21 protein-coding genes are annotated in these 22,246 nt (G+C 69.3%); 9 read left to right on the forward strand and 12 right to left on the reverse strand.

Annotation, left to right across the window (positions count from 1 at the left end):
* Positions 1 to 73 precede the first annotated feature (73 nt).
* Positions 74 to 658, forward strand: a complete 585-nt coding sequence (locus tag ABC271_RS05040) for a TetR/AcrR family transcriptional regulator (protein ID WP_412923800.1) — start codon at positions 74 to 76, stop codon at positions 656 to 658.
* 137 nt (positions 659 to 795) lie between these two features.
* On the opposite strand, the gene ABC271_RS05045 is transcribed toward ABC271_RS05040, so the two are convergent.
* The 8 genes from ABC271_RS05045 to sdhC form a co-directional block, all read right to left on the reverse strand.
* Positions 796 to 1,359, reverse strand: coding sequence for a GNAT family N-acetyltransferase (locus tag ABC271_RS05045; RefSeq protein WP_412923801.1), 564 nt, complete (start codon positions 1,357 to 1,359; stop codon positions 796 to 798).
* Positions 1,360 to 1,397: 38 nt separating this feature from the next.
* The gene (gene trpS, locus ABC271_RS05050) at positions 1,398 to 2,402 is read right to left on the reverse strand and encodes a tryptophan--tRNA ligase (RefSeq protein ID WP_412923802.1); all 1,005 of its coding nucleotides are present in this window, start codon (positions 2,400 to 2,402) and stop codon (positions 1,398 to 1,400) included.
* A gap of 58 nt (positions 2,403 to 2,460) precedes the next feature.
* The gene (locus ABC271_RS05055; protein ID WP_412923803.1) at positions 2,461 to 3,309 is read right to left on the reverse strand and encodes an exodeoxyribonuclease III; all 849 of its coding nucleotides are present in this window, start codon (positions 3,307 to 3,309) and stop codon (positions 2,461 to 2,463) included.
* 195 nt (positions 3,310 to 3,504) lie between these two features.
* Entirely contained in the window at positions 3,505 to 4,701 is a 1,197-nt protein-coding gene (locus ABC271_RS05060) for a YihY/virulence factor BrkB family protein (RefSeq protein ID WP_412923804.1), read from the reverse strand.
* A 117-nt stretch (positions 4,702 to 4,818) separates the two neighbouring features.
* Entirely contained in the window at positions 4,819 to 5,601 is a 783-nt protein-coding gene (locus ABC271_RS05065) for a succinate dehydrogenase iron-sulfur subunit (protein ID WP_412923805.1), read from the reverse strand.
* A gap of 1 nt (position 5,602) precedes the next feature.
* A complete protein-coding gene (sdhA, locus tag ABC271_RS05070; RefSeq protein WP_412923806.1) occupies positions 5,603 to 7,432 on the reverse strand; it encodes a succinate dehydrogenase flavoprotein subunit in 1,830 nt (609 codons plus the stop codon).
* A gap of 47 nt (positions 7,433 to 7,479) precedes the next feature.
* Positions 7,480 to 7,935, reverse strand: a complete 456-nt coding sequence (locus ABC271_RS05075; protein WP_412923807.1) for a succinate dehydrogenase hydrophobic membrane anchor subunit — start codon at positions 7,933 to 7,935, stop codon at positions 7,480 to 7,482.
* On the reverse strand, positions 7,935 to 8,369 hold the full coding sequence (sdhC, locus tag ABC271_RS05080) for a succinate dehydrogenase, cytochrome b556 subunit (protein ID WP_013583715.1): 435 nt from the start codon (positions 8,367 to 8,369) through the stop codon (positions 7,935 to 7,937). Before sdhC ends, ABC271_RS05075 begins: the two co-directional genes overlap by 1 nt.
* A gap of 213 nt (positions 8,370 to 8,582) precedes the next feature.
* Here sdhC and ABC271_RS05085 point away from each other — a divergent pair, with 213 nt between their 5' ends.
* The 8 genes from ABC271_RS05085 to ABC271_RS05120 all read left to right on the forward strand — a co-directional run bounded on the left by ABC271_RS05085 (position 8,583) and on the right by ABC271_RS05120 (position 18,183).
* The gene (locus ABC271_RS05085) at positions 8,583 to 9,701 is read left to right on the forward strand and encodes a mannose-1-phosphate guanylyltransferase (RefSeq protein ID WP_412923808.1); all 1,119 of its coding nucleotides are present in this window, start codon (positions 8,583 to 8,585) and stop codon (positions 9,699 to 9,701) included.
* Between the two features lie 195 nt (positions 9,702 to 9,896).
* Entirely contained in the window at positions 9,897 to 10,997 is a 1,101-nt protein-coding gene (locus ABC271_RS05090; protein WP_412923809.1) for a BMP family lipoprotein, read from the forward strand.
* A gap of 148 nt (positions 10,998 to 11,145) precedes the next feature.
* The gene (locus tag ABC271_RS05095; protein WP_412923811.1) at positions 11,146 to 12,666 is read left to right on the forward strand and encodes an ABC transporter ATP-binding protein; all 1,521 of its coding nucleotides are present in this window, start codon (positions 11,146 to 11,148) and stop codon (positions 12,664 to 12,666) included.
* Positions 12,663 to 14,027, forward strand: a complete 1,365-nt coding sequence (locus ABC271_RS05100) for an ABC transporter permease (protein WP_412923812.1) — start codon at positions 12,663 to 12,665, stop codon at positions 14,025 to 14,027. The genes ABC271_RS05095 and ABC271_RS05100 overlap by 4 nt, the downstream gene beginning before the upstream one ends.
* On the forward strand, positions 14,024 to 15,322 hold the full coding sequence (locus tag ABC271_RS05105) for an ABC transporter permease (protein ID WP_412923813.1): 1,299 nt from the start codon (positions 14,024 to 14,026) through the stop codon (positions 15,320 to 15,322). Before ABC271_RS05100 ends, ABC271_RS05105 begins: the two co-directional genes overlap by 4 nt.
* A 43-nt stretch (positions 15,323 to 15,365) precedes the next feature.
* Positions 15,366 to 15,767 carry a cytidine deaminase gene (locus ABC271_RS05110; RefSeq protein WP_412923814.1) on the forward strand — a complete coding sequence of 134 codons (402 nt, stop codon included), beginning with the start codon at positions 15,366 to 15,368 and terminating at the stop codon, positions 15,765 to 15,767.
* Entirely contained in the window at positions 15,764 to 17,053 is a 1,290-nt protein-coding gene (locus ABC271_RS05115) for a thymidine phosphorylase (protein ID WP_412923815.1), read from the forward strand. Before ABC271_RS05110 ends, ABC271_RS05115 begins: the two co-directional genes overlap by 4 nt.
* 23 nt (positions 17,054 to 17,076) lie before the next feature.
* On the forward strand, positions 17,077 to 18,183 hold the full coding sequence (locus ABC271_RS05120) for an adenosine deaminase (RefSeq protein WP_412923816.1): 1,107 nt from the start codon (positions 17,077 to 17,079) through the stop codon (positions 18,181 to 18,183).
* 427 nt (positions 18,184 to 18,610) lie between these two features.
* On the opposite strand, the gene ABC271_RS05125 is transcribed toward ABC271_RS05120, so the two are convergent.
* The 4 genes from ABC271_RS05125 to ABC271_RS05140 all read right to left on the reverse strand — a co-directional run bounded on the left by ABC271_RS05125 (position 18,611) and on the right by ABC271_RS05140 (position 22,161).
* Positions 18,611 to 19,453, reverse strand: coding sequence for an endonuclease domain-containing protein (locus ABC271_RS05125; RefSeq protein WP_412923817.1), 843 nt, complete (start codon positions 19,451 to 19,453; stop codon positions 18,611 to 18,613).
* A 338-nt stretch (positions 19,454 to 19,791) separates the two neighbouring features.
* Entirely contained in the window at positions 19,792 to 20,571 is a 780-nt protein-coding gene (locus ABC271_RS05130) for an alpha/beta hydrolase (RefSeq protein ID WP_412923818.1), read from the reverse strand.
* Position 20,572: 1 nt separating this feature from the next.
* On the reverse strand, positions 20,573 to 21,724 hold the full coding sequence (locus ABC271_RS05135; RefSeq protein ID WP_412923819.1) for a mannitol-1-phosphate 5-dehydrogenase: 1,152 nt from the start codon (positions 21,722 to 21,724) through the stop codon (positions 20,573 to 20,575).
* Positions 21,721 to 22,161 (reverse strand): PTS mannitol transporter subunit IIA, encoded by a 441-nt coding sequence (locus tag ABC271_RS05140; RefSeq protein ID WP_412923820.1) that lies wholly within the window; start codon positions 22,159 to 22,161, stop codon positions 21,721 to 21,723. The genes ABC271_RS05135 and ABC271_RS05140 overlap by 4 nt, the downstream gene beginning before the upstream one ends.
* Positions 22,162 to 22,246: the final 85 nt, after the last annotated feature.

Genomic DNA, 22,246 nt, shown 5'->3' on the forward strand with positions numbered 1-22,246 from the left:
CTAAGCTGTATCGGAACGTTGTTCCGTATCAAGCACTATACGGAACGTTGTTCCGTTTATGCAAGGGGTCATCATGACGGCGACGCGGGCTCGGGCCGCACGCGCGGATGCGCGGCAGAACCTCAACGCGTTGCTCGACGCTGCGCGGGACGTTTTCGCGCGCTCCGGTGTCGACGCACCGGCGCGCGAGATCGCGGCCGAGGCCGGTGTCGGCGTCGGCACGCTCTATCGGCATTTCGCCAATCGTGCAGCGCTCGTCGCCGCAGTCTTCACCAGTGAGATCGACGCGACCGCGGCGGCGGCGGCTGAGCTCGCAGCCGCCCACCCGCCCGGCCGAGCCCTCGACCTCTGGGTGGAGAGGTTCACGCGGTTCGTCGCCACGAAGCAGGGGCTGTCCGCCGCGCTTCACTCCGACGATCCCGCCTTCGCGGCGCTGCCCGCACATCTCATCGACACGCTCGGGCCGGCGATGACGACACTGCTGGACGCCGCCGCCACCAGCGGGGAGGTGCGGGCCGGGGTCGATCCGCTCGACTTCCTGATGGCCGTCGCCGATCTCAGCCACCGCGCGCCGTCGAACGACGGCAGCCCGAACCAGATGGTCCGGCTGCTGCTCGACGGGTTGCGCACCCCGCCGGAGGAACGGCGCGGCGACTGAGACGGCCGCCCGGCGCGGTCGCTGTGGTTCGTCAGATGACGTCTCGAGTCGCGCTCGCCCGCGACGGAATCACCGTGGCCCGTGGCCCGTGGCCCGTGGCCCGTGGCCCGTGGCCCGTGGCCCGCGGCGGTCGGCCTTCAGCCGAGGGCGAGCGGCCAGTCCTGAGCTGTGCGGTCGTCGTTCCGCAGAAGGCCGCCGATCCACAGGTCGGCGCGACCGAGGCTGTTGATGTGCGCGTGACGGAGCAGACCCTCGTAGCGGAAGCCGAGACGACGGGCGATCCGCGCCGAGCCGATGTTGCCGACCACCGCCCGCCATTCGATCCGTTCGACCGCGGGTCGGTCCTCGGCGAACGCCCAATCGATCACGGCGGCGGCCGCTTCGACGGCGACCCTCTGCTGCCGCGATTCGCGCGCCACCCAGTAGCCGATCTCGGGCGCGCCGCTGTCGAGCTTCGCGAGACCGATCATTCCCGCGAGGCGCCCGTCGCATCGGATCGCCCACGTGGGCTGCGTCCCGTCCGCCCACCACTCGCCCGTCAGCTCGACGAAGCGCACCGCGTCCTCGAGCAGGTACGGGGACGGAACCGTCGTATAGCGCTGCAGGTCGGCATCCTGACACGCCGCATGAATGGACGCGATGTCGGCTGTCGTCGGGGCCGAGAGCTCCAGGCGGGCGGTGTACAGGTGGTCGGGCTCCATCCGCCCACGGTATCGGCCGTCGGTGGCGGAGCCCGGGATCAACCGCGGCGCAGCAGACCCACGCGGTCGTAGACGTCGGCGAGGGTCTTCTCGGCGACGGATGCCGCCCGCTCCGCGTTCGACGCCAGGACGCGGTCGAGTTCGGCGGGGTCGTCGAGCAGCTCGAGGGCGCGCTCTCGCACCGGCTCGAACTCGGCGACCACCACCTCGGCGAGGCCCTTCTTGAAGTCGCCGTAGCCGCGCCCGGCGTACTCGTCCTCGATCGACGAGATCTCGCGGCCGGTCAGGGCCGAATAGATCACGAGCAGGTTCGAGACACCCGGCTTGGCCTCGCGATCGAAGCGCACCGCGCCCTCCGAGTCGGTAACGGCGCGCATGATCTTCTTCGCGCTCACCTTCGGCTCGTCGAGCATCCACAGCACGCCCGCGTCGGACTCGGCCGATTTCGACATCTTGGACGTCGGGTTCTGCAGGTCGTAGATGCGGGCCGTCTCGCGCTGGATCATCGGCTTCGGCATCGTGAAGGTCTCACCGAATCGCTGGTTGAAGCGCTCGGCGAGGTCGCGCGTGAGCTCGATGTGCTGCTTCTGGTCGTCGCCGACCGGCACGACGTCGGTCTGATACAGCAGGATGTCGGCGGCCATCAACACCGGGTAGGTGAAAAGGCCGACATTCGTGGCATCCGCGCCGTAGCGGGCCGACTTGTCTTTGAACTGCGTCATGCGTCCGGCCTCGCCGAAGCCCGTCAGAGTCGACAGCACCCACTGCAGTTCGGCGTGCGCCGGGACATGCGACTGCACGTACAGCGTCGAGCGCGACGGCTCGATGCCGGCGGCGATGTACTGCGCCGCGGTGCGACGCGTCTTCTCGCGACGCTCGGCCGGGTCGCCGGGCTGGGTCAGGGCGTGCAGGTCGACGACGGAGAAGAACGCGTCGTACTCGTCTTGCAGCGCGCGCCACTGCAGAAGGGCCCCGATGTAGTTGCCGATCTGGAGGCTGTCGGCGGAGGGCTGCATTCCGGAGTAGAGGCGCTGCTGGGTCACCGTACGATCCTAGGCCGCTCAGCCGGTGCGGATCATGCTGCGGCTGCCGCCGCGGGACTCACCTGCCGAGCGTGTAGTCGGCGATGACCGGGGCGTGGTCGCTCCATCGCGTGTCGTACGAGGGGGCGCGGTCGACGCGGTAGTCGGTGACCCGCTCCGCCAGGGCGGGGGTGACGACGTGATAGTCGATCCGCCAGCCCGAGTCGTTGTCGAACGCCTTACCTCGCATCGACCACCAGGTGTAGGGACCCTCCACCTCGCCCGCGTGGCGACGGCCGACGTCGACCCATCCGAGCCCGGGCCCGGTGGAGCCATCGGCTCCCTCGACCTGTTCGCCGGCGGGCCCGAAGAACCGGTCGAAGTAGGCGCGTTCGCGCGGCAGGAACCCCGCGTTCTTGCGGTTGCCCTTCCAGTTCTTGATGTCGAGCTCGCGGTGCCCGACGTTAAGGTCGCCCATGACGATGGCCAAGGGCTGCGCCGCCGCGAGCTCGGCGAGACGCGCTTCCATGGCGTCCAGGAACAACCACTTCGCGTCTTGCTTCGGGGTGTCGACCTCACCGCTGTGCACGTAAGCGCTCACGACGGTCAGGGTCTCACCGTCGATGTCGAAGTCGGTCTCGATCCAGCGGCCCGAGGCGTCCAGCGGCTCGGGGCCGAGGTGGGTGCGCGTCTCGACGCCGGGCAGGCGGCTGACGATCGCGACGCCCGCGCGGCCCTTCTGCAGGGCCTCGTCGTTGACGATCTGCCACCCGGGAAGGGCTTCGGCGAGCTGTTCGGCGGTCGCCCGCACCTCTTGCAGGGCGAGGATGTCGGCGCCCGAGGCGTCGAGCCATTCAGTCATGCCCTTGCGGACGGCGGCACGGATGCCATTGACGTTGACGGAGACGATGCGTACGGAACGAGCCACCCGTCGAGCCTAACGGCGGCCTCCGACATGGCGAGGCGTGGGCCGACCTGCCGCCGAATCGCGGCCGCTCGAGCGCCCCGCCACCTGCGGCGCCGGGCGTCGCCGCCCCGCCACCTGCGGCGCCGGGCGTCGCCGCTCCGCCACCCGCGGCGCCGGGCGTCGCCGCCCCGCCACCTGCGGCAGATGGCGTCGCGCTCAATCCAGCAGCAGGGTCGAACGCCGCGGTGCGGGCAGTTCCGCCTCCAGCCGTGCCAGGTGGGCTCGGGCGGCCCGGAGGCGGCGCCGAGCCATCCACCGCCGGGGCCAGGGGGCGAGCGCTGCTCGTTCCTCGGCTTCGCGAACGGCGACCTGCGCGGCGATGACGAGGGCGGTCTGCTCCATCGCCCGCCGATCCTCGGGAGAGCGCAGGGGCACGTCCCGGTCGTCGGCCGCCACCGCGATCCACGCGGCAGCGACGAGGATCACGATCCCCACGAGCCGGAACCACAGCAGGAACCCGATGAGCACCGTGAATGTCGCCAGCAGCGGGTTCGAGGGGGTGTAGACGAACAGGAAACCCGCGGCGACCTGCAGCACGACGAGTCCGGCCGAGCCGACGAGCGCGCCGGGCCAGGTGCGCCGCCAGGTGAGCGCCGTGCCGGTGAGGAAGCGGAACAGCGACGCCAGGGCGAGGGTGTTCACGCCGAACGCGATGATCAGCGACACGCCCCGTGCGCCGAGCGACCACCACGCGGTCTCGCGCGTCCAGCCGATGAGACCGAAGATCAGGTCGACGGCGCCCGTCGTCACCGAGCCGAGCAGAGCGCCGATCAGCAGCGCGACGCCGAACAGCACCGACGCGAAGAAATCGCGCGCCTTCAGCAGGAGATAGTTGCGCAGATCGAAGGGGAGACCGAAGGTGTCGCGGACGGCCCGCCGGGTGAAGGTGACGAACCCGATGGTCGTCCAGATGACGACGACGCCGGCCACACCACCGGTCACGCCGAGGAGCTTGCCGCTCTCCTGCGCCACTGCCTCGACCTGCTCGGGCTTGACCAGGCCGTTCGCGCTGATGATGCCGGGAATGTAGCTGTTGACGATGCGGATGAGCCCGTCGATTGCCGTCTTGCTGCCGCCCAGCCAGATGCCGACCCCGGCGAAGGCGAGGTACAACGCCGAGAACATGGCGAAGAGGCCCTGATAGCTCATCCCGGCGGCGAGCAGGAATCCGTTGTGCCGCAGGAAGTGGCGCCACACGCGCACCGGGAACAGCTGTGCGACCTTCGCGGCCCGCGCGAGGGGCTGGTCCAGACGTCCTCGCACGGCGCTCTGCGCCGCCTCGAGACGCTCGCGCAGCGACGTCTCCTCGCTGGCCGCGCCGGGCAGCGGTCGAGGGTCGCGGCGGTCGTTCACCTGACGAGCCTAATGAATGGATGCCTCGGCCGGCATGCGTCCGGCCTCGCGCCGCGTCCTCTCGCAACGACGAACGCCGGGGCGCCGAAGCGCACCCGCCGTTCGAGAGGGCCAGGCTCAGCGACCGCGAAGGACCGCCTGCTTGACCTCGGCGATGGCCTTGGTGACCTCGATGCCGCGGGGGCACGCCTCGGTGCAGTTGAAGGTGGTGCGGCAACGCCACACGCCTTCCTTGTCGTTGAGGATGTCGAGGCGCACGTCGCCCGCGTCGTCGCGCGAGTCGAAGATGAAGCGGTGCGCGTTGACGATCGCCGCGGGGCCGAAGTACTGGCCGTCTGTCCAGAACACGGGGCACGACGACGTGCACGCGGCGCAGAGGATGCACTTGGTGGTGTCGTCGAAGACCTCGCGGTCGACGATCGACTGGATGCGCTCCTTGCCCGGCTCGGGCTTGCTGTTCGCGATCAGGAAGGGCTGCACCTCGCGGTAGGAGGCGAAGAACGGCTCCATGTCGACGATGAGGTCCTTCTCGAGCGGCAGGCCCTTGATCGCCTCGACGTAGATCGGCTGCGAGATGTCGAGGTCCTTGATCAGCGTCTTGCAGGCCAGACGGTTACGGCCGTTGATGCGCATGGCATCCGATCCGCAGATGCCGTGCGCGCACGAGCGGCGGAACGACAGCGTGCCGTCGACCTCCCACTTGATCTTGTGCAGGGCGTCGAGCACGCGGTCGGTGGAGTACAGCTCCACGTCGTAGTCGACCCAACGCGGCTCGTCGTCGACCTCGGGATCGAAGCGGCGGATGTTGAACGTGACCAGGAACGACTGGATGCCGGTGTCTTCCGGGGTCTGCTCGACGTCGTCGGAAGTGTCGACGGTCTCAAGGACGGTGGATGCCATCTCAGTACTTCCTCTCCAGGGGCGGGTAGCGCAGTTCGCCGGCGTCGTTCTTGGTGAAGACGACGGGCTTCCAGCCGAGTTCGATGTGGTCGGCGGGGTGCGACGAGTGCGGGTCGCCGGTCAGATACGCCATGGTGTGCTGCATGTAGTTCTCGTCGTCGCGCGTCGGGAAGTCGTCGCGCATGTGACCGCCGCGGCTCTCTTCCCGGTTCTGCGCCGAATAGACGACGACCTCGGCGAGGTCGAGGAGGAACCCGAGCTCGACGGCCTCGAGCAGGTCGGTGTTGTACCGCTTGCCCTTGTCGTCGACGTGGATGTTCTTGTAGCGCTCGCGCAGGTCGGCGATGATGTCGAGCACCTCGGCGAGGGAGTCGTGGGTGCGGAACACCTGAGCACCCTTGTCCATCTCGTCCTGCAGCGTCTTGCGCAGGACCGCGATGCGCTCGGTGCCACCGTTGTTGCGCAGGCCCTCGATCATCTCGCGGACCTCCTTCGCCGGGTCCTCGGGGAGGGCGACGAAGTCGGCGGTCTGGACGTACTCGACGGCGTTGCGACCGGCACGCTTGCCGAAGACGTTGATGTCGAGCAGCGAGTTGGTGCCGAGACGGTTGGAGCCGTGCACGGAGACGCAGGCGCACTCGCCCGCGGCGTACAGACCGGGCACGACCGTGTCGTTGTCGGACAGGACCTCGGCCTTGATGTTCGTGGGGATGCCGCCCATCGCGTAGTGGGCGGTCGGCATCACGGGAACCGGCTCGACGACCGGGTCGACGCCCAGGTACGTCCGGGCGAACTCGGTGATGTCGGGGAGCTTGGTCTCGAGGACCTCGGCGCCCAGGTGCGTGCAGTCCAGCAGCACGTAGTCGCGGTGCGGGCCGGCGCCGCGACCCTCGGCGACCTCCTGGACCATGCAGCGCGCGACGATGTCGCGAGGCGCCAGGTCCTTGATCGTGGGCGCATAGCGCTCCATGAAGCGCTCACCGCTCGCGTTGCGCAGGATCGCGCCCTCACCGCGGGCGCCCTCGGTCAGCAGGATGCCGAGACCGGCGAGTCCGGTCGGGTGGAACTGGAAGAACTCCATGTCTTCCAGCGGCAGGCCCTTGCGCCACACGATGCCGACGCCGTCGCCGGTGAGAGTGTGGGCGTTCGACGTGGTCTTGAAGATCTTGCCGAAGCCGCCGGTGGCGAAGACGACCGCCTTGGACTGGAAGACGTGCAGGTCGCCCGTGGCGAGCTCGTACGCCACGACGCCGGCGACCTGAGTGTTGCCCGCGTCGTCCTTCACCGTGATGAGGTCGAGTACGTAGAACTCGTTGAAGAAGTTGATGCCGAGCTTGACGCAGTTCTGGAACAGCGTCTGCAGGATCATGTGGCCGGTGCGGTCGGCCGCGTAGCAGGCTCGGCGGACGGGCGTCTTGCCGTGGTCCGCGGTGTGCCCGCCGAAGCGACGCTGATCGATCTTGCCCTCGGGCGTGCGGTTGAACGGCAGGCCCATGTTCTCGAGATCGATGACCGCGTCGATCGCCTCTTTGGCGAGGATCTCGGCGGCATCCTGGTCGACGAGGTAATCGCCGCCCTTGATCGTGTCGAAGGTGTGCCACTCCCACGAGTCCTCTTCGACGTTCGCGAGCGCCGCGGCCATGCCGCCCTGCGCCGCGCCCGTGTGGGAGCGAGTCGGATACAGCTTCGAGATGACGGCCGTTTTGGCTCCCGGCCCGGCTTCGATCGCCGCGCGCATCCCGGCGCCGCCGGCGCCGACGATCACGATGTCGAACTGGTGGTAGTGCACGCCGTCCTTGACGATCGTGTCCGCGCTGTTCTGGGTGCTCACGTGTGCAAAGCCTCTGCTGTCTCAGTCGGGAAGGAGGATGCCGCGGCTCACGCCTGGCAGATCTCCCACAGGGAGCTGCTCTCGGTCACGCCGAGGCAGGGGTCGAAGGTGAAGACGACGAGCGTGCCGAGCAGGATGAGGAACGCCGCGGACAGCACGATCGCGCCGACGAGGATGCGACGGACCTGGGGCGTCGTGACGTAGTCGTTGACGATGGTGCGCATGCCGTTGGCGCCGTGGATGAGCGCGAGCCAGAGCATCAGCACGTCCCACCACTGCCAGAACGGCGAGGAGAGCTTGCCGGCGACGAACGCGAAGTCGACCTGGTGGATGCCGTCGCCGGTCATCAGGTTGACGAAGAGGTGACCGAAGATCAGGACGATCAGCAGCACGCCCGAGGCGCGCATGTAGATCCATCCCCACTTCTCGAGGTTGGAGCCCTTCTTCCGCACGGCGGGCGTGCGGGGTGCGGGGATCGTGCTGGCTTCCTGGGCGACGGACATCAGTGGCTCCCCGTGACGGCGCTGAAGACGTTGATGAGGTGGCGCGGCGTGAAGCCGAGCATCGTGACGACCCACAGGCCCAGCACGCCCCACCAGAGCTGACGCTGGTGACGCGTGGCCCACGGCCAGAAGTCGACCAGGATGATGCGCAGGCCGTTGAAGGCGTGGTAGGCGATCGCACCGACCAGGGCGACCTCGCCCAGGCCCATGATCGGGTTCTTGTAGGTGCCGATCACGGCGTCGTATGCCTCGGGGGAGACGCGGATGAGGGCCGTGTCCAGGATGTGGACCAGGAGGAAGAAGAAGATCGCGACGCCCGTGATCCGGTGCAGGACCCAGGACCACATGCCTTCGCGGCCTCGGTAGAGAGTGCCGCGTGGCCTCTTCGAGGTGGTTTCTTTCACCGACGGCGTGGCACGTGCTGGTGCTGACACGGTCGTCCTCCCTGATCGAACACGGTGTGGGGGCCTGCGCAGGCCCTGAGCGTCACACGGGCGCGACTGAATACTACGTCGGGGCTATGAATCCGGGGGATGAGGGTCGCCTAACACTCTCTCGATGTCGAGATAGTTTCGCCTCCGTTTCTTCCCGATTTTGTTTCCCGCCGGGTGGGGGAGGGCGGCGGCTCGCCCGTTAGTGTCGGTGCCATGGCCGAACCTGCTATCGACGACTTCTACGCCGTGATCCCCGCCGGTGGGATCGGCAGCCGCCTCTGGCCGCTCTCCCGCGCGGACGCCCCGAAGTTCCTCCACGACCTGACGGGCTCGGGGCAGACCCTGCTCCGCGACACGTGGGACCGGCTCGCGCCGCTCTCCGGTGCCGACCGGATCGCCGTGGTCACCGGCCGCGCGCACCGCGCCGCGGTGGAGCGCGAGCTGCCCGGCGTGCCCGACCACAACGTGTTCCTCGAGTCCGAGCCGCGCGACTCCAGCGCCGCCATCGGCCTGGCCGCGGCCATCCTCGTGCGCCGCGAACCCGACGTCATCATCGGCTCGTTCGCGGCGGATCACGTGATCCGCCAGACGCGACAGTTCGATTTCGCCGTGCGTCAGGCGGTGGCCGTCGCCCGCGCCGGTTACATCTGCACCATCGGCATCCAGCCCAGCGAGCCCTCGGTCGGGTTCGGCTACATCAAGAAGGCCGACGAGCTGATCGTCGACGGGGCGCCCGAGGCGTACACGGTCGAGCGCTTCGTCGAGAAGCCCGACCTCGACACCGCGAAGGAGTATTTCTCCGACCGCGCGTACCTCTGGAACGCGGGCATGTTCATCACCCGCGCCGATGTCCTCTTGGCGGAGCTCGCGGTGAACGAGCCCGAGCTCCACGCGGGACTCATCGAGCTCGCCGAGGCGTGGGACGACCGCGATCGCCGAGGCCCGGCGGTCGATCGCCTCTGGCCCAGCCTGAAGAAGATCGCGATCGACTACTCCGTCGCCGAGCCCGCGGCCGAGAAGGGTCGCCTGGCGGTCATCCCGGGCCACTTCGACTGGGATGACGTCGGAGACTTCGCGAGCCTGTCCAAGCTCAACTCCTCCGGCGGGCGAAACGAGCTGGCGATCCTGGGGGAGGACGCGCGTGTCCTGGCCGATTCCTCGAGCGGGATCGTCGTGACCCAGACCAAGCGCGTCATCAGCCTCATCGGGGTGCGGGACATCGTCGTGGTCGACACCCCCGACGCGCTTCTCGTCACCACCAGCGAGCACGCTCAGCGCGTCAAGGGCGTCGTGGACGCGCTCAAACTCACCGGTCGCGGAGACGTCCTCTGACACTGGATGCCGCTGTCCGAGGCATCCAGTCCCGGATCGACGGTCGCTGTGTGGCGCGCGCGTCACGCGAGATTGCGTCTTTGTAACCATTGGCGTGGACGGCACGTCCTGGTACGCAACCGGTTCGTCACAGTGGGTAACGTGACTCCATCGTCCCCCGAACCCGTTGGGGGCCCCCGTCTTGGAGGACCATTCGTGAAGACCACGAAGAAGGCCGTCGTCAGCGGCCTCGCGATGATCGGCACGGCCGTGCTGCTGGCCGGCTGCGGTGCCGCGCCCGAGAGCACCGATTCGTCGGCGGCCGCCGGTGCCAGCGACTACCTGCCCTGCATGGTGTCGGACTCGGGCGGGTTCGACGACAAGTCGTTCAACCAGCTCGGCAAGGAGGGCCTCGACGCCGCCGCCGCCGAGCTCGGCTCGAAGAAGCCGATCGAGGTCCAGTCGCAGGCCGAGACCGACTTCGCCTCCAACCTCTCGAGCCTCGTCGACCAGGGGTGCAACACGATCATCACGGTCGGCTTCCTCCTCGCTCCGGCTGCCCTCGAGTCCGCGAAGGCGAACCCCGATCTGCAGTACGTCTCGATCGACGACACCGTCGACCAGGACTTCGACGGCAAGACCGATGCCGACAACATCAAGCCGATCATCTTCGACACCGCGCAGGCCGCCTACCTGGCCGGCTACCTCGCCGCGGGCGTGTCCAAGACCGGTGTCGTCGGTACCTTCGGCGGCATGAACATCCCCACCGTCACGATCTTCATGGACGGCTTCGCCCAGGGCGTCGAGAAGTACAACACCGACAACGGCACCTCGGTGCGCGTGGTCGGTTGGGACCGCGCCGCGAAGGACGGCTCCTTCACCGGTGGCTTCGAGGCCAACGACACCGCCCGTCAGACCGCTCAGGCGATCATCGACCAGAACGTCGACGTGCTCCTGCCCGTCGGTGGCCCGATCTACCAGTCGGCCGCCGTCGCGATCCAGGACGCGGGCCGCGAGATCGCGCTCGTCGGTGTCGACGCCGATGTGTTCGAAACCGACCCCTCGATCGGCAGCCTGCTGCTGACCTCGATCCTCAAGGGCATCGACGTGGGTACGAAGGACGCCATCGTCGCCGCCGGTAACGGCGAGTTCGACACCACCCCGTTCATCGGCACGCTCGAGAACGACGGCGTCGGAATCGCTCCGTACCACGACTGGTCGGACCGGGTTCCCGCCGACCTGACCACGAAGATCGACGCCCTCAAGGCCGACATCGTCTCCGGCAAGATCACGGTCGAGTCCTACCTGGCCGGCTGAGGCATCCATTCTCCTGGGGGAGGCCGGCTCCGTGCCGGCCTCCCCTCCCTTATGGGGTCGTCGTGCGGCCCCTGGACCGGACCCGCTCACGAGGCGGTTCCTCCGCCCGCACCCCGGATGCGGTGCCACAGAACTTAGGATCGGGAACATGAAGCTCGAACTCCGCGGGATCACGAAAACCTTCGGATCCCTGGTGGCGAACGATCACATCGACCTCACCGTCGAGGCCGGCGAGATCCACTGCCTGCTCGGTGAGAACGGTGCAGGCAAGTCCACCCTGATGAACGTCCTGTACGGCCTGTACCAGGCCGACGGGGGAGAGATCCTGCTGGATGACGCCGTCCAGCACTTCGCCGGGCCCGGCGACGCCATGCGCGCCGGCATCGGCATGGTGCACCAGCACTTCATGCTCATCCCCGTCTTCACCGTCGCCGAGAACGTGATGCTCGGACACGAACCCACGAAGTTCGGCGGACGACTCGACCTCGCGGCGGCGCGCGCGAAGGTGAAGGAGATCTCCGACCGCTTCGGTTTCGACGTCGACCCCGACGCGCTCGTCGACGACCTGCCCGTGGGTGTGCAGCAGCGCGTCGAGATCATCAAAGCGCTGTCGCGGGATGCCAAGGTGCTCGTGTTCGATGAGCCGACCGCCGTGCTCACACCGCAGGAGACCGATGAGCTGATGGCGATCATGCGTCAACTCAAGGCATCCGGGACTTCCATCGTCTTCATCACGCACAAGCTCCGCGAGGTCCGCGAGGTCGCCGACCGCATCACGGTGATCCGCCTCGGCAAGGTTGTCGGCGAGGCCGACCCGCGCGCCTCGAACGCTGAACTCGCGTCGCTGATGGTCGGCCGCGCGGTCGAGCTCACGGTGCAGAAGGAAGCGCCGACACTCGGTGACGTGGGCCTGTCCGTCTCGCACCTCACCGTGGTCGACGCGATCGGTCAGCTCGTCGTCAACGACGTGAGCTTCGACGTGCGGTGCGGTGAGGTCTTGGCGATCGCCGGCGTCCAGGGAAACGGCCAGACCGAGCTCACCGAGGCGCTGCTGGGACTCCAGGAACGCGTCGAGGGATCCATCGTGCTCGATGGCGCCGAGCTGAACGGGCAGAAGGTCCGGGCGGTGCTCGACGCCGGCGTCGGATTCGTTCCCGAGGACCGTAAGGAAGACGGGCTCGTCGGGGAGTTCTCGATCGCGGAGAACCTCATGCTCGACCGCGCCGACGGTGCACCGTTCGTCAAGGGCGGGGCCCTCCAGCTCTCGACGCTCGCCGACTTCGCTCGCGAGAAGGTCGACGAGTTCGATGTGCGCACGCCCTCGATCGAGACGCCCGTCGGCCGTCTCTCAGGCGGCAACCAGCAGAAGGTGGTCCTCGCGCGTGAGTTGAGCCGCGACCTGCGTCTGTTCGTCGCTGCCCAGCCGACCCGAGGTGTCGACGTCGGCTCGATCGAGTTCATCCACAAGCGCGTCATCGAGACCCGTGACACGGGGGTCCCGGTGATCGTCGTCTCCACCGAGCTCGACGAGGTCACCGCTCTCGCCGACCGCATCATGGTCATGTACCGGGGCCGCGTCGTCGGCATCGTCCCGGGCGACACCTCGCGCGACGTCCTCGGCCTCATGATGGCCGGCGAAGCGCCTCAGACCGAAGGAGTCGCCGCGTGAGCGATTCGCACAGCCCGCACGACCCGACGGCCGCTCGTGCCGAGCGCGCGACCGATGTCGCATCCGCGACCGACGCTGACATCGCGCTCGAGGGCGGGGCGGCCGTCGACCCCGCTGCCGGCGCCCGCGTCGTGACGCCCCCGCCGGCACCCGAAGAGAACCGGTGGAGTCGCGCGCTGCGCGAGATCGCCACGGGCAACGCGATCATCTCGGTGCTCGCCGTCATCCTCGCCCTGGTGGTCGGCGCGATCATGATCGCTGCCACCGACGAGAACGTGCAGGCCGCCTCGGCGTACTTCTTCGCCCGGCCGGGTGACACGCTCGCTGCCATCTGGCAGTCCGTGTCCGGGGCCTACGCCTCCTTCTTCCAGGGGGCGATCTACAACTTCCGCCGCCCCGAGTTCGCCACCGGCATCAAGCCGTTGACCGAAACCCTGACCTTCGCGACGCCCTTGATCGCGGCGGGCCTGGGTGTGGCCCTGGCGTTCCGCGTCGGCATGTTCAACATCGGCGGCCGTGGGCAGATGCTCGTCGCCGCGGCCGCGGGCGGGTGGGTCGCCTTCTCCTTTGACCTGCCGTGGGGCATCCACATGCTGATTGCCCTCGTCGCCGGTGTCGCCGCGGGCGCGATCTGGGCCGGTATCGCGGGCGTCCTGAAGGCACGCACGGGCGCGCACGAGGTCATCGTGACGATCATGCTCAACTACGTGGCGTACTACCTCGTGTACTACATGCTGCGCACGCCCGGCCTGCTGCAGGCGCCGGGGTCGAGCAACCCCACGACGCCGCCGATGAAGGACACCGCGGTCTTCCCCGACCTCTTCGGCTCGGGCTACAACCTGCACTTCGGGTTCATCCTCTCCCTCGTCGCCGTTGTGCTGGTGTGGTGGATCCTGGAGCGTTCGTCCCTCGGCTTCCGGTTCCGCGCGGTCGGCTTGAACCCGAACGCGGCGCGCGTGGCCGGCATCAACGTCAAGTCCATGTACGTCTACGCGATGCTCATCTCCGGTGCCCTCATCGGCCTCGCCGGCGTCGACCAGGTGCTCGGCACCGTCACGACCGGATTCTCCAGCGGCATCGACGCGGGTATCGGGTTCGACGCGATCACGGTGGCGTTGCTGGGCCGCTCCACCCCGGTCGGCGTGCTCGTGGCCGGCATCCTGTTCGGTGCGTTCAAGGCCGGCGGCTTCGCCATGCAGGCGGCGAACGGTGTGCCGATCGACATCGTCCTGGTCGTGCAGTCGCTCATCGTGCTGTTCATCGCCGCACCCCCTCTGGTGCGTGCGATCTTCCGTCTGCCGGCTCCCGGGGCACGCCAGCCCAAGGTCCGCGCCGCCAAGAAGAAGGAGGCGGCCCGGTGAGCACCACAGCCGCACACCCCCAGGCCGCTCCCGCGGCCGATGCGCTCGACACCGCCGTGGTCGTCAGCTGGAAGGCTCCGATCGTCTATGGCGTGATCACGGTGCTCGCCGCCGTGCTGTTCGTCGTCGCGCGGCAGGACGGCGACGCCGTCTTCCGCATCTCGAGCCCCGGAGAATTCATCCAGCTGCCCGAACTGGTTCTCGGCGGCGTGGTCACCGGCGCCGTGTGCACCGTTCTGCTCGCACTGGTGACGGTCGCGAGCGTCCTGATCGTGCGCGCGCACCGTCGCCCGCCGATCTGGTTGGCCGTGATCTTCGCGGTCGTGTTCATGGTCGGGTTCCTCACGTGGGCGGCCGCCGGCGCGACGACGGCGGTCATCCCGCTCACGGGTCTGCTCGCGGGCGGACTCAGCCTGTCGGTGCCCCTCATCTTCGGCGCCATGGCGGGCGTGCTCAGCGAGCGTGTCGGCGTGGTCAACATCGCCATCGAGGGTCAGCTGCTCGCGGGGGCATTCACCTCTGCGGTCGTGGCCACCGCCACGGGCAACCTGTTCCTCGGTCTTCTCGCCGCCTGCATCTCGGGCGTCCTGGTGTCGTTCGTGCTGGCCGCGTTCGCGATCAAGTACTTCGTCGACCAGGTGATCGTCGGTGTCGTGCTCAATGTGCTGGTCGTGGGGCTCACGAGCTTCCTGTTCTCGCAGCTGCTCTCCCCGCACGCCGACACGCTGAACTCGCCGCCGCGCTTCGCACGCCTGCCGATCCCTGTGCTGGCCGACATCCCGATCATCGGGCCGATGCTGTTCAACCAGACGATCATCGTCTACCTGATGTACGTCACGGTGGTCGCGGTGTACGTCGGGCTCTTCCACACCCGCTGGGGCCTGCGTCTGCGCGCCGTCGGTGAGCACCCGCAGGCGGCGGACACCGTGGGCATCAACATCGCCCGCACGCGATTCTGGAACGTCTCGCTGGGTGGTGCGATCGCCGGTCTCGGCGGCGCGTTCTTCACGCTCGGCTCGGTGGGAGCGTTCAACAAAGAGATGACCGCCGGCGCCGGTTACATCGCGCTCGCGGCGGTCATCTTCGGTCAGTGGGACCCCATCCGCGCGACCCTCGCGGCGCTGCTGTTCGGCTTCGCCTCGAACCTGCAGAACACGCTCGGCGTCATCGGCTCTCCGGTGCCCAGCGAGTTCATGCTCATGCTGCCGTACGTCGTGACGATCTTCGCCGTCGCCGGTCTCGTCGGGAAGGTCCGCGGCCCCGCGGCCGCCGGCAAACCGTATATCAAGGGCTGATCCGGCCCACCTTCCCCTTCACGAGAGGACCCTCCGCTCCACGATGACCGACATCGACTGGGACGAACTCCGTTCCGCCGCCACCGAGGCGATGCACCGCGCCTACGCCCCCTATTCCCGTTTCAAGGTGGGCGCCGCGGCGCTCGTCGCCGACGGGCGCATCGTCGCGGGCTGCAACGTCGAGAACGCCTCGTACGGGGTGACCCTGTGCGCCGAGTGCGGTCTGGTCTCCGAGCTGCACATGACCGGTGGCGGACAGCTCGTGGCATTCGTCTGCGTCGACGGTGAGGGGCGCACGCTCATGCCGTGCGGCCGGTGCCGTCAGCTCCTGTTCGAGCACGCGATCCCGGGCATGCTGCTCGAGACCGTCAGTGGCATCCGGACGATCGACGAGGTCCTCCCCGACGCCTTCGGTCCCCGCGACCTCGAGGAGGCCGCCCGGTGAGCGCCGAGCAGTACGACGCCGTCGACATCATCCGGGCCCAGCGCGACGGTCGCGCGATCTCGGAGGGGGAGATCCGCTGGCTGGTCGACGCGTATACGCGCGGCTACGTCATGGACGCGCAGATGTCGGCGTTCACGATGGCGGTGCTCCTGAACGGTCTCGGGCGCGATCAGATCCGCGTGCTGACGGATGCCATGATCGCCTCGGGCGAGCGGATGGACTTCTCGTCGCTCGGAAAGCCCACGGTCGACAAGCACTCCACCGGCGGCGTGGGTGACAAGATCACGCTGCCGCTGGCGCCGCTCGTCGCCTCGTTCGGGGTGGCCGTACCGCAGCTGTCCGGCCGCGGCCTCGGGCACACCGGCGGGACGCTGGACAAGCTGGAGTCCATCCCGGGCTGGCGCGCCGCGCTCTCCAACGACGAGATCCTCGCGCAGCTCGCCGAGGTCGGTGCCGTCATCTGCGCGGCGGGCACGGGACTCGCCCCCGCCGACAAGAAGCTCTACGCGCTCCGCGATGTCACCGGGACCGTCGAGGCGATCCCGCTGATCGCGTCGAGCATCATGTCGAAGAAGATCGCGGAGGGCACCGACTCGCTCGTGCTCGACGTCAAGTTCGGTTCCGGTGCGTTCATGCAGGACATCGACCGGGCGCGCGAGCTCGCCGAGACGATGGTCGCCCTGGGCACCGATTCGGGAGTGAACACCACGGCACTGCTCACCGACATGAACACCCCTCTCGGTCGCGCCATCGGCAACGCCAACGAGGTGCGCGAGTCTGTCGAGGTGCTCGCCGGAGGCGGTCCCGCCGACGTCGTCGAGCTCACGGTCGCGCTCGCCCGCGAGATGCTCACGCTCGCGGGGCAGCCCGACGCCGACGTCGAGGCCGCCCTCGCCGACGGCCGTGCGATGGACGTCTGGAAGCGCATGATCCGGGCGCAGGACGGCGATCCGGATGCCGCTCTCCCCACCCCCCGCGAAACGCACACGGTCGTGGCCGATCGCGCCGGCGTCGTCACCCGCGTCGAGGCTCTGCCGTTCGGCATCGGAGCGTGGCGCCTGGGCGCCGGGCGCGCGCGGGCCGAGGACGCCGTCGTGCACGCCGCGGGTATCGATCTCCACGTGACGGTGGGCGACTCCGTCGCGGCCGGTCAGCCGCTGTTCACCCTGTCGGCCGATGATGAGGCGCGCTTCGATCGTGCGCTCGCCGCGGTCGACGGTGCGTGGGAGATCGGCGACACCGCTCCCGCGCGCACCCCGCTCGTGCGCGAGCGCATCACCGCGTGATGGCATCCGACCCGAGGAGCACCATGGCAACCGACGACGTCCGCATTCAGGGCAAGAAGCTGAAGAACCTGCCGAAGGTGTCGCTGCACGACCACCTCGACGGGGGAATGCGGGCGCAGACGGTGCTCGAGCTCGCCGACGACATCGACCTCGAGGTTCCCGCCGACGATGCCGAGGGCCTCGCAGATTGGTTCTCCGACCACATCGAGTCGGGCTCGCTCGAGGACTACCTCGAGAAGTTCTCCCTCACCGTCGGTGTGCTGCAGACCCGTGAAGGACTCGTGCGGGCCGCGAAGGAGTTCGTCGAAGATCTCGCCGACGACGGCGTCGTCTACGGCGAGGTGCGGTGGGCGCCCGAGCAGCACCTCACGCGCGGCCTGAGCCTGGACGAGGTCGTCGACGCCGTGCAGGAGGGCATCGAGGAGGGCGAGGATGCCGCGGACGCACGCGGCAAGGACATCCGGGTGGGGCAGCTGCTCACCGCGATGCGGCAGGGGTCCCGCTCCCGCGAGATCGCCGAACTGGCGGTCGCGTGGCGCGGGCGCGGCGTCGTCGGCTTCGACCTCGCCGGTCCCGAGGACGGCTTCCCGGCCTCGAACCACCGTGCGGCGTTCGACTACCTCGCCGAGCAGTTCTTCCCCACGACGGTGCACGCGGGCGAGGGTGCGGGGCTGGCATCCATTCGTTCCGCCCTCATCGACGGTCGGGCCGTCCGTCTCGGGCACGGTGTGCGGATCGCCAACGACCTCGACGTCGTCTCGCGGGAGGGCGAGGAGGTGCTCGTCACGTTCGGCGACATGGCGCGCTGGGTGCGCGACCGCGAGATCACGCTCGAGCTGTCGCCGACGTCCAATCTGCAGAGCGGCGCCATCACGGCGTGGGGCGACACCTTCGACGCCCACCCGTTCGATCTGCTGTATCAGCTGGGCTTCTCGGTCACGGTGAACGTCGACAACCGCCTGATGAGCCGCACCACGCTGACGCGCGAGCTCGGGCTGCTGGCGCAGGCGTTCGACTACGACCTCGACGACCTCGAGGCGTTCCAGCTCAATGCCGCCGCCGGCGCTTTCCTGCCGGTCGAGGAGCGCGAGGAGCTCATCGAGATCATCGCCGAGGGCTTCGCGCGCTGACGCCACGGCCCTGCCGGGCGCGGGCGCTCGTGCGCGGCGGGAGGTGTGGCGCGTGTACCGCGTTCCGGCGGCGGCGCGGGAGGGCGCGGCGGCGGCGGTGCGTGCGGCGCGGGAGGGCGCGGCGGCGGCGGTGCGTGCGGCGCGGGAGGACGCGGCGGCGGCGGTGCGTGCGGCGCGGGAGGGCGCGGCGGCGGTGCGTGCGGCGCGGGAGGGCGCGTGCCGAACTCCTGAGTTTCCGGGCCGGATGCCGCTCTGTGCGGCGTCCCGCGAGGCTCGAGCGAGTGTTTTCAGGAGTTCGGCACGCGGCACTGTCGTCCGCCGGACGGCGGCGTCCCGATCCCACGGCGGTGTCGCCCGGGCCGAACTCCTGAGAAACCGCTCCTCCGCAGCTCCGGCCCCGGCAGCGCGGCGCCCGCGGGCCTGAACCTCAGGAGTTCGGGCCGGGCGCTCCGTGCGCGACGATCCGTTCGAGAGCGGCGCGGACCCGATCGGGGTGGAACAGAACGTCCTCGGCCAGGAGTCGCACGGTCGCGAAGCCGCGCTCCAGGGCGGCGAGGTCGCGTCGGCGGTCATTCTTGTGGCTGTGCCAGGCGCCGTGGAACTGCTTGCTGTCGCACTCGACGATGAGCCACCCGTTCACGACGAGGTCCACCCGCCCGACCCCGGCAATCCGCACCTGCAGTTCGACATGGCATCCGAGGCTCTTCAGGATGAGTCGGACGAGAGTCTCGGTTCCCGTCTCGCTGCGCGGGTCGAGCAGCCGCTGCAACACCTGAAACCTCCGTGGCAGGCGCTGGAACACCTCCGCGATGCCTGATTCATCGACGAGCCCGAGGTGCCACGCGCTGTCGAGGGTGGCCACCGCTGCTCGCGGCGCCTGGCATCGGACGGCTTGAGCCAGTGCCTCGACGATGTCGACGACGGGAGTCGTCGGCGTCGCTCGCGTCGGACGCCAGTGGTAGCGCACGCCGCGGGCGGCAGGAGGACGACGGCTGGCGAGCGGATCCTGCTGAAGGTGGAGACCGTCACGGTGCAGAACGAATACCCCCGACATCTCGAGCAGACTGATGCAGTCCAGGCGTCCGCCGACGCGAGCGGCCTCGACGATGCGGGGATCCGTGTCGGCGGCGAGGTACCGCCCCCGGCGGACCCGGATGAGCATTCCGTCTTCGGCGGCGCGCGCAATGGCACGCTTCGACCACCCCACAGCCCGCAATCGACGGGTCGACCAGACGACGGGTGCCGCGTGATGCGGGAGAAGGGATGCCATCGAGCCACCCTCGCCGCACCGGACGTGCGACGTCGGGGCCTCAGGGGGATCTGTGGATGACCGCCCGGGCTGTGGAGGAGGGGTGACCACGCCGCGCCGAACTCCTGAGTTTCTCGCCGCGTTCGGCTAAGCGACACCACGCACCGGCGAAACCGCGGGAGAACTCAGGAGTTCGGCGCGGAGGCCGAGCCGGGGCGACCAGGCCAGGGCGACCAGGCCGGCGCGGGGTTTGGCGCGGGCGGCGGGCGCGGGCGGCCGGCGCGGGCGGTCGGGGGCGCGGCCGGCGCAGGGTTCGGCGCGGAGGCCGCGGGGCGACCGCAGCACGGCGCGCCCCGGCGTCAGGGGGCGGGCAGGAAGACGTCGAGCTGCTCGGCGATGATCCGATCGACGTCGGCGGGGTCGGCGGTCGGGGTACCGTCGCCGGGCTGGGGTCCGTAGGCGCCGAACGACGCGTGCGAGGCGCCGGGGATCTCGACGAAGGCCGCGTCGGCGGGGAGCTGCAAGGCGGCGTCGGCGATTTTCTGTGGGGTCGAAAGTCCGTCTTCTGAACCCGAAAGGCTGAGGACGGGCAGTCCGGATGCCGACAGGTCGTTCGCGCAGTACGAGGCGAACAGCACCAGGGCATCGGCGTCCCCGGCGAGCTGGCAGGCCCGCACGCCGCCGAGGGAGTGCCCGCCGACCGCCCACGCCCGGACGTCGGGGGCGAGGTCGGTGAAGGTCGACAGCGGTCGCGGGTCGAAGAAGGCCAGGTTCAGCCACGGGCGGGTGATGACCACCGTCACGCCGTCATCGACCACGGTGTCCGCGAACGTTGCGACGTAGCCCAGCGCATCGACCTTCGCACCCGGGAGGAAGACCAGACCACGACCGGTGTCGCCGGCAGCGGGGGAGAGCACGATGCCCGCGCCGTCCTCGGTGATCGTCAGGCCCGGGTTCGCACGGGCCTCGGCGAGCGGATCGGGTTCGGCACCCATCACCCCGACTTGGCTGTAGATCAGGATGCCGGCGACGAGCAGCAGCACGACCCCGCCCAGCCCCGCGAGGACCCATCGCAGGACACGAAAACGCCGACGGGGCGCACGGGGCGCCCCGTCGGCGGACGGGCTGGTGTCGGTCACCTCACGAGCGTAACGCCGCCTGTCGTGCGGCGACGATCTCCTCGACCCGGCCGAACAGCGGGTGCTCGGGGTCGAGCCCGGTCACCTCTGCCGTGAAGCCGCGGGCGTCGAGCTCGCCGAGCAGCCGCTGCAGTTCCACGGCCTGCGCGTCCTCGGCATCCTGGAACTCCAGGGCCGCGGCCATCGCCGCGACGAGTGCGTCGACGGACAAGTCCCGTTCGATCGCTTCGGCGGCGGGACCGACGAAGCGCTCGTGGCGCGACAGCTTCCGCAGGGGCTGACGACCGACCCGCCACACGGTGTCGGGCAGCGCCGGGTTGCGGAAGCGCCGCAGGATCGTGTGGCGGTACTCGCTCTGCACCTCGGGGTCGAGTTCGTGCTTCTGCACGAGCAGCGCGCTGGTCTCCTCGAGCGCCGCCTCGACCTTCGCCGCGATCGCGGGGTCGGCGAGAGCGTCGGAGATGCGCTCGATGCCGGCCTGCGCCCCGAAGTACGCCGTGGTGGCGTGCCCGGTGTTCACCGTGAAGAGCTTCCGCTCGATGTAGGGCGTGAGGTCGTCGACGAAGTGGGCACCCGGGATGTGCGGCGGGTTGTCACCGAACGGACCACGCTCGATCGCCCACTCGTAGAACGGCTCGACCGTGACGTCGACGCCGCCGACGGCCTGCGCGGGGACGATGCGGTCGACCGCGGTGTTGGCGAACACGGCGCGGGAGTCCAGCGCATCCCACGATTCCGCGGCGATGTCGACGACGTGCTCGCGCAGCTGGTCGGTCGCGCCGATCGCGTTCTCGCACGCCATGATCTGCAGCGGCGGAAGTGAGGGGTCGCGGAGGGCCAGGCCCGCCACGATGTGCGGGGCGACGAACTTCAGGATCGTCGGGCCGACGGCGGTGGTCACGACGTTCGCGGTAGCGATCTCGTCGATCAGCTCCGCGGCGTCCGTCGAGCTGTCGATGGCACGGAAGCCGGTCACCGTCTTGTCGGTGCCGCCCTCGCCGACCTCGTGGACGGTGTACTCGGATGCCGCGTTGATCGCGGCCACGAGCGCAGCGGAGACGTCGGAGAAGACGAGCTCGTAGCCGCCCTCGTGCAGGAGCAGGCCGACGAAGCCGCGACCGATGTTGCCGGCGCCGAAGTGGACGGCCTTCATGCGTTGACGGAACCCGAGAGGGCCTCGAACAGCTCCTCGGGGGAGGAGGCGGCCTTCAGTCGAGCCACGTCGTCCTCCTCGGAGAAGAGGATGGCGATCTGCGACAGGATCTCGAGGTGCTCGTCGCCCTTGCCCGCGATGCCGATCACGAAGGTCACGGGCTCCCCGCCCCAGTCGACGCCGCCGTCGTAGCGGACCACCGACAGGCCGGAGGAGAGGATCGCCTGCTTGGTCTCGTTGGTGCCGTGCGGGATGGCGAGCTCGTTGCCCATGTACGTGGACACCGTCTCCTCGCGCTGCTGCATGGCGGCGAAGTACTCGCCGGTGACAGACCCGGCGGCCTCCAGCAGGTCGGCGGCTTCCTTCATCGCCTCCTCGCGGGTGGCGCCGCCGGGGTGGATACGAACGGATTCGATGCGCAGGACGTTGCTTGCCATGGATCTCGCCTTTCTCGTCGTACCGCCAGCCTCGCAGGAAGCGGGGCGGACGGGAAGCCGGAGGGGCCGGAACGAATGCCCCGGC

Origin of the sequence: Microbacterium canaveralium, assembly GCF_047238045.1 — a bacterium.
GTDB lineage: Bacteria > Actinomycetota > Actinomycetes > Actinomycetales > Microbacteriaceae > Microbacterium.